The organism is Streptomyces murinus, assembly GCF_002154555.1.
Classification (GTDB): Bacteria; Actinomycetota; Actinomycetes; order Streptomycetales; family Streptomycetaceae; genus Streptomyces; species Streptomyces murinus.
In genome coordinates, this window is the sequence record NZ_MUNF01000762.1 from 1 (window position 1) to 5,616 (window position 5,616).

5 protein-coding genes and 2 pseudogenes are annotated in these 5,616 nt (G+C 74.8%); 1 reads left to right on the forward strand and 6 read right to left on the reverse strand.

Features of this window, described 5'->3' with window-relative positions:
* Nucleotides 1-304, reverse strand: a pseudogene (locus tag CCN72_RS34510) (hypothetical protein); the annotation flags it as partial.
* Nucleotides 301-1,101 carry a phosphatase PAP2 family protein gene (locus CCN72_RS34515; RefSeq protein WP_086812287.1) on the reverse strand — a complete coding sequence of 267 codons (801 nt, stop codon included), beginning with the start codon at nucleotides 1,099-1,101 and terminating at the stop codon, nucleotides 301-303. The gene CCN72_RS34515 and the pseudogene CCN72_RS34510, both read right to left, overlap by 4 nt.
* A 211-nt stretch (nucleotides 1,102-1,312) precedes the next feature.
* Here CCN72_RS34515 and CCN72_RS34520 point away from each other — a divergent pair, with 211 nt between their 5' ends.
* Complete coding sequence (locus CCN72_RS34520) at nucleotides 1,313-1,927, forward strand: TetR/AcrR family transcriptional regulator (RefSeq protein ID WP_086812289.1); 615 nt, start codon at nucleotides 1,313-1,315, stop codon at nucleotides 1,925-1,927.
* A 142-nt stretch (nucleotides 1,928-2,069) separates the two neighbouring features.
* Here CCN72_RS34520 and CCN72_RS34525 read toward each other — a convergent pair whose 3' ends face one another.
* The 4 genes and pseudogenes from CCN72_RS34525 to CCN72_RS34535 all read right to left on the reverse strand — a co-directional run.
* Nucleotides 2,070-3,053, reverse strand: coding sequence for a hypothetical protein (locus CCN72_RS34525; RefSeq protein ID WP_483027295.1), 984 nt, complete (start codon nucleotides 3,051-3,053; stop codon nucleotides 2,070-2,072).
* A 324-nt stretch (nucleotides 3,054-3,377) separates the two neighbouring features.
* Nucleotides 3,378-3,461 (reverse strand): annotated as a pseudogene (locus CCN72_RS41790) (DUF2510 domain-containing protein); the annotation flags it as partial.
* Nucleotides 3,462-3,534: 73 nt separating this feature from the next.
* Nucleotides 3,535-4,740: an anhydro-N-acetylmuramic acid kinase gene (locus CCN72_RS34530; protein WP_086812292.1), complete on the reverse strand. Its 1,206-nt coding sequence runs from the start codon at nucleotides 4,738-4,740 to the stop codon at nucleotides 3,535-3,537.
* A 2-nt stretch (nucleotides 4,741-4,742) separates the two neighbouring features.
* A partial coding sequence (locus CCN72_RS34535) for an MFS transporter (RefSeq protein ID WP_143664301.1) occupies nucleotides 4,743-5,616 on the reverse strand: 874 nt, incomplete at its 5' end.

The following is a 5,616-nucleotide window of genomic DNA, read 5'->3' on the forward strand; positions in this document are numbered from 1 at the left end:
GCCACTCCACCGCGCTGACCCGCCGTCCGGCGGCCCGCGCGCCCAGCGGCACGGCCGCCACCAGGGTCAGCGCGCCGAGCGGCTGTACGACGGTCAGGGGACCGTACTTGAGGGCCGCGACATGCAGCAGCGCGGCCGCCGCGTTCAGGCCGACCGCCGACCACCAGGCGCCCGTGCCGAGCAGCCGCAGCAGCCCGGCACCGGCGTTGCGTGCGGCCAGCCGCTCCTGGGCGACGGCGGCGAGCGCGTAGGCCACGGCCGAGACCAGGGACAGCGCGACGGCGACCAGCTCGGCGGCGTTCACCGGGCCGCTCCCGCCAGGACCCGCTGGCGCGGGACGATCCGGCCGGCGCCGCGGCCCACTTGGGTGATGGTGCGGTGCGGGGGACGGAGCAGGGCGAGGGCGATGCCCAGCATGGCGGTCGCGGCGAGCGCGTCGAGCCAGTAGTGGTTGGCGGTGCCCACGATCACCAGCAGGGTGAGCAGCGGGTGCAGCAGCCACAGCCAGCGAAGGCGGGAGCGGGTGGCCGTGATCAGGCCGATCGCCACCATCAGCGCCCAGCCGAAGTGCAGCGAGGGCATCGCGGCGAACTGGTTGGAGAGATGGTCGTGGGCCGGTGGGCCGTACACAGAGGGGCCGTAGATCCGGGCGGTGTCCACCAGGCCGGTTCCGGCCAGCATCCGGGGCGGGGCCAGCGGGAAGGTGAAGGGCAGCACCAGGGCGGCCGCGGTGACCGCGGCGAGGACCCGGCGGGCCCAGACGTAGTGCGCGGGGCGCCGGAGGTAGAGCCAGACCAGGAAGGCGAGCGTGGCCGGGAAGTGCACCGTCGCGTAGTAGGTGTTGGCCACATGGACGAGGGTGTCGCCGTGCAGCAGCGCGGACTGGACGGCGGTCTCGCGCGGCAGATGTAGGGACCGTTCGAGGTCCCAGACGCGATGGGCGTTGTGGAAGGCGCGCAGGGTGTGGCCGGTGGCCAGCTGCCGGCCGAGCTTGTAGACGAGGAAGAGCCCCGCGACGAGCAGGAACTCACGTATGAGACCCGGACGCGCGGCGGCGTCCGGCTCCGTTTCTGCCTCGGCAGGCTCGGTGAGCGCAGTCATCCCCCGGCCCCTTCGCTGACGATCGTGTGTGGCGGTGCTTCGGTACGGTGCGGCAACGCTTTGGTACGTGTCCGTACCGATACGTTGGTGTACCGATACGGCAGTGTACCGATACGATGGAGTACCGGTACACTCGTGTATCGATTGAAGTGCGACACACTGGAAACTGGGCCCGGGGGCGCCCGAGCCCATGAGTGAGGGGAAACACCACATGACGTCGCAGGCCGCGGAGGGACCGGAGACGGTCGTCGCCTCGCGCCGCTCCAAGATCACGCCGGAGCGTGAGCGGGAGTTCTTCGACGCCGTGCTGGAACAGATCCGCGAGTGCGGCTACGAGTCCGTGACCATGGAGGGCGTCGCCTCCACCACCCGGTGCAGCAAGTCCACGCTCTACCGGCAGTGGAAGAACAAACCCCAGTTCGTGGCCGCCGCGCTGCGGGCCCGGGGGCGGGTGCGCTTCGCCGGCATCGACACCGGATCGCTCGCCGAGGACCTGCGCCAGGCCGCGCGGGCCGCGGGCGACTGGTCGGGCAAGGACACCAAGCTGCTCCAGGCGCTCGGGTCCGCGGTGACCCAGGACGAGGAGCTGGCCCAGGCGCTGCGCGAGGCGCTGGTGCACCCGGAGATCGCCGCGCTCCAGGAGATCCTCGACCGGGGTGTGGCACGCGGCGAGATCGCCCCGGGCCATCCCGCGCTGGAGTTCATCCCCGCCATGATGTTCGGCGTGCTGCGCGTACGGCCCGTGCTCAGCGGCCAGTACGCCGACGCCGACTATCTGCTCCGGTTCGTGGAGGCCACCGTGCTGCCCGCGCTCGCACTGACATAGGACCCAGGCCGCCGTTCACGGGATGACTGAACGGCGGTCTGCCCGCGCCGCACCGTGGGGACGGGGGCGGCGCGCACCCCCGGCCGGGCGGGGTTCCCCTTGAGCGGAGGGGAACCCCACCCGGCCGGACTCTTCGGCCCGGTCAGACGTTCTGGCCGGCCCCGCCGCCGGAGGAGACCTTGATCCCCTTCAGGATCTCGTCGATGACCGAGGTGTCCTGCCCGACGTCGATGCCGAAGCGCACGACCACCATCTGCCGGGCGTCGTTCGGGGAGGGGAAGGCGACCGACTCGACCAGGCCGTCGGCGCCCTTGCTGGTGACCGCCTTCCAGCGCACCAGATAGCCCTTCTGCCCGGCCACCGTCACCGCCTCGGCGGCCAGCTGCTGGTGCGAGGTGATGCTGCCGTAGGTGCTGCCGCCGTACGACTCCTTCGCGTTCGCCGCGATGTCCGCCTTGGCGACCTGCTCCGCGGTGTCGCCGTCGGTGCCCAGCGCCACGGCGGGCGCGGTGTAGGCGCCGCCCGCCGTGCAGGTCTGGGAGCTGTTGCCGGGGCACTTGTAGGAGTTGTCCGAGGTGACCTGCGCGCCGACGCTGATCGCCTGCCCGGTCCAGCCCTTCGGCACGGGCAGGCTGACACCGTCGATCGAGTCCGGCACGGTCCCGCCGCCCTTGATCTTGGGCGCGGGCGAACGGTCGGGCGAGGGCGACTGTCCGCCGGGGCCGCCCGAGCCGTCCCCGCCCCCGGAACCGCCGAGGCCACCGGAGCCGCCCGGACCGCCCTGCCCGCCGGAAGCACCACCGGAGCCGTCGGACCCACCGGCGCCGCCCGGGCCGCCGAACCCGCCGCCGTCCTGTCCGCCGCTCGCGCCCTGCCGCACCCCGGCGCGGTCGTTGCTCCCGCCGCTGTCATTGGTGAGCGCGTAGACGCCGATCCCGATGCAGGCCAGCACCGCGACCGCCGCGGTGACGGCTATGCCGGTCCGCAGCCCGCCGCGCGCGGGCGGCGGGGGCGACGCGGGATAGGAGGGGTAGCCGGTGTACGCCGGGTAGCCGGGCTGCCCGGGCGGAGGCTGGTGACCGGGGTAGGCGCCGTAGCCGGGCGGCACTTGGCCGGTGGGGGGCACCTGGCCGGTGGGCGGCGCCTGGCCGACGGGCGGCAGGGGAGTGGTCTGTGCCGCGGGACCGGCGAGGGGGGACTGGCCGACGGGCGGTACGGGACCCGCCTGCGCTCCCGGATCGGCCTGCGCCCCGGTGTCGGGCTCCGTCGCCGGGTCGGCCTGCGCCGCCGGGCCGTTCTCCGGTGCCCGGCCGTCGTCCGACGCCCGGCCCGGCTCCGCCCCACCCGTCTCCGGCCGCCCCGTCCCCGGCTGATCCGCCGGAGGCACCTGTGCCGGGGGACCCCAGGGCGCGGCCGTCCCGGCGGGGCGGACCCGGTCCGTCCAGGCCTTGCCGTCCCACCAGCGCTCGGTGGGCGGGCCGTCATGCGTCTGCCCGGGGTCGGGGTACCACCCGGGAGGAGTCACCTGCGTCATGGCCCCACCGTATGAGGCATCCGTGAAAGCGGGATGAGAGGATCTGCCGCCAATCCCGCCGACCCGGGACAAATCACCTCTCGATTTCTTCGGCTTCTTCGGCCAACCCCGTCCGGCTCCTCTCCCCGCCCTCGATCACCAGCCGCACCGGCGCGCACCCCGCGGGCGCCGGCATCCGGAATCCGTCCCGCCCCGGTGTCACCGACCCCAGTACGCTCGGCCGCCGCGCCCCCGTGCTGCGCGGATCGGTGCCCGCGAGGCCATGCACGGTGAGGAAACCGAGCACGGCGAAGGCGTACGCCTCCTTCGCGGCGGCGGGCAGCCCGAGTTCGTCCGAGGAACGCAGCGGAATCTCCCCGAGCAGCCCCCGGAGCAGGCGCACCAGCACCGGATTGCGCACACCCCCGCCGGACGCGATCACCTCGCTGGCGCCGACGGACCGCACCGCGTCCGCGATCGTCCGCGCGGTCAGTAGGGCGAGCGTGGCCAGCACGTCCTCCGGGCGGCCCCCGTCGAAGGCACCGGCGGACCGCAGATACCCCGCGTGGAACAGCTCCTTGCCGGTGGTGCGCGGCGCGGGCAGGGCGTAGTACGGCTCCGCCAGCAGCCGCTCCAGCAGCCGCGGGTCGGGACGGCCGCGCGCGGCGAGGGCGCCGTCCGCGTCGTAGGCCAGCCGCCCGCCGCTGAACTCCCGCGCCGCCGCGTCCAGCAGCGCGCAGCCGGGCCCGGTGTCGAAGGCGGTGCCGTCCGGCGCGGTCAGATTGGCGATGCCGCCGATGTTCAGTGCCACCGGCCGGCCGGGCCGGCCCCGCAGCCACAGCAGGTCGAACAGGCTGACCAGGGGCGCGCCCTGGCCGCCCGCCGCGACGTCCCGGGCCCGGAAGTCGGCGACCACGGGCAGCCCGGTCGCCTCCGCGATCCACGCGGGCTGCCCGAGCTGCAAGGTGCCGCGCACCCGCCCGTCCGCCACCCAGTGGTAGACCGTCTGTCCGTGCGAGGCCACCAACTCCGCGCGCCCCGCGCACAGTTCCCGGTCCGCCCGGACCGCCGCCGCCGCGAACGCCCGCCCGATCCCGGTGTCCAGACGGCACACCGCCTCGAACCCGCACTCCGCGGGCGGCATCGCCTTCGCGAGCGCCGCGCGCAACGGCTCCTCGTACGGCGCGCCGACCATCCCGAGCGGCCGCAGCACCAATGTGTCGCCGTCCAGCCGCAGATCGCCGGCCGCCGCGTCCACGGCGTCGTACGACGTCCCGGACATCAGCCCGATCACTCGCACCGCTACCTCCGACTCGCTTCCCGTGCCGCCTCTTCCGGCGGCCGACGTCGCCAACTCCCTTCCCGCGGCGCCCGCTTCAGCAGGGCCGCCGCGCTCACCGCGCACGCGGCCGCCGCGTAGTACCCGGGTACGTCCGGGTTGCCGGTCCTGCGCACCGCCTCCGTGATGATCAGGCCCGCGCAGCCGGAGAAGACCGCGTTGGACAGGGCGTAGGCGAGACCGAGGCCGGTCCAGCGGACGCGGGCGGGGAACATCTCGGCGAGCAGGGCAGGGCCCGGGCCCGCCATCAGACCCACCACCGCGCCGGCGCCGGCCAGGGCGAGGGCCTTCGCCAGGGTCGAGGCTCCGGGATCCCGGAGCAGGTCCAGCACCGGCAGCGCGGTCGCCACCACCAGCACCGCGCCCGCGAGCAGCACCGGCCGCCGCCCCACCCGGTCGCTGAGCACCCCGGCGGGCAGGATCGCCGCGGCGAACCCCGCGTTGGCCACCGCCGCGGCCAGCAGTGCCTGCGCGAAGCCCGTGTGCAGTGCGGTCTGGAGGTACGAGGGGAGCACCACAAGGAAGGTGTATCCGGCCGCCGCCCAGCCCGTCACCCGCGCCGCCGCGAGCACCAGCGCCCCCCAACCGAGCCTCATCTCCGGGGTGTTGGTCCGCTCCAGGAACTCCGGCGTCTCCGTGAGGCCGGTGCGCAGCCACAGCGCCAGCAGGCCCAGCGGCACGGCCAGCAGGAACGGCAGCCGCCACCCCCACGCGGACAGCCGCTCGGTGCCCAGCACCGCCGCCGTCACCGCCGTGACCCCCGCGCCGCCCAGCAGCCCCAGCGCCACCGTGAAGGACTGCCACGCCCCGTACAGCCCCCGCCGGGGCGGCGGGGCG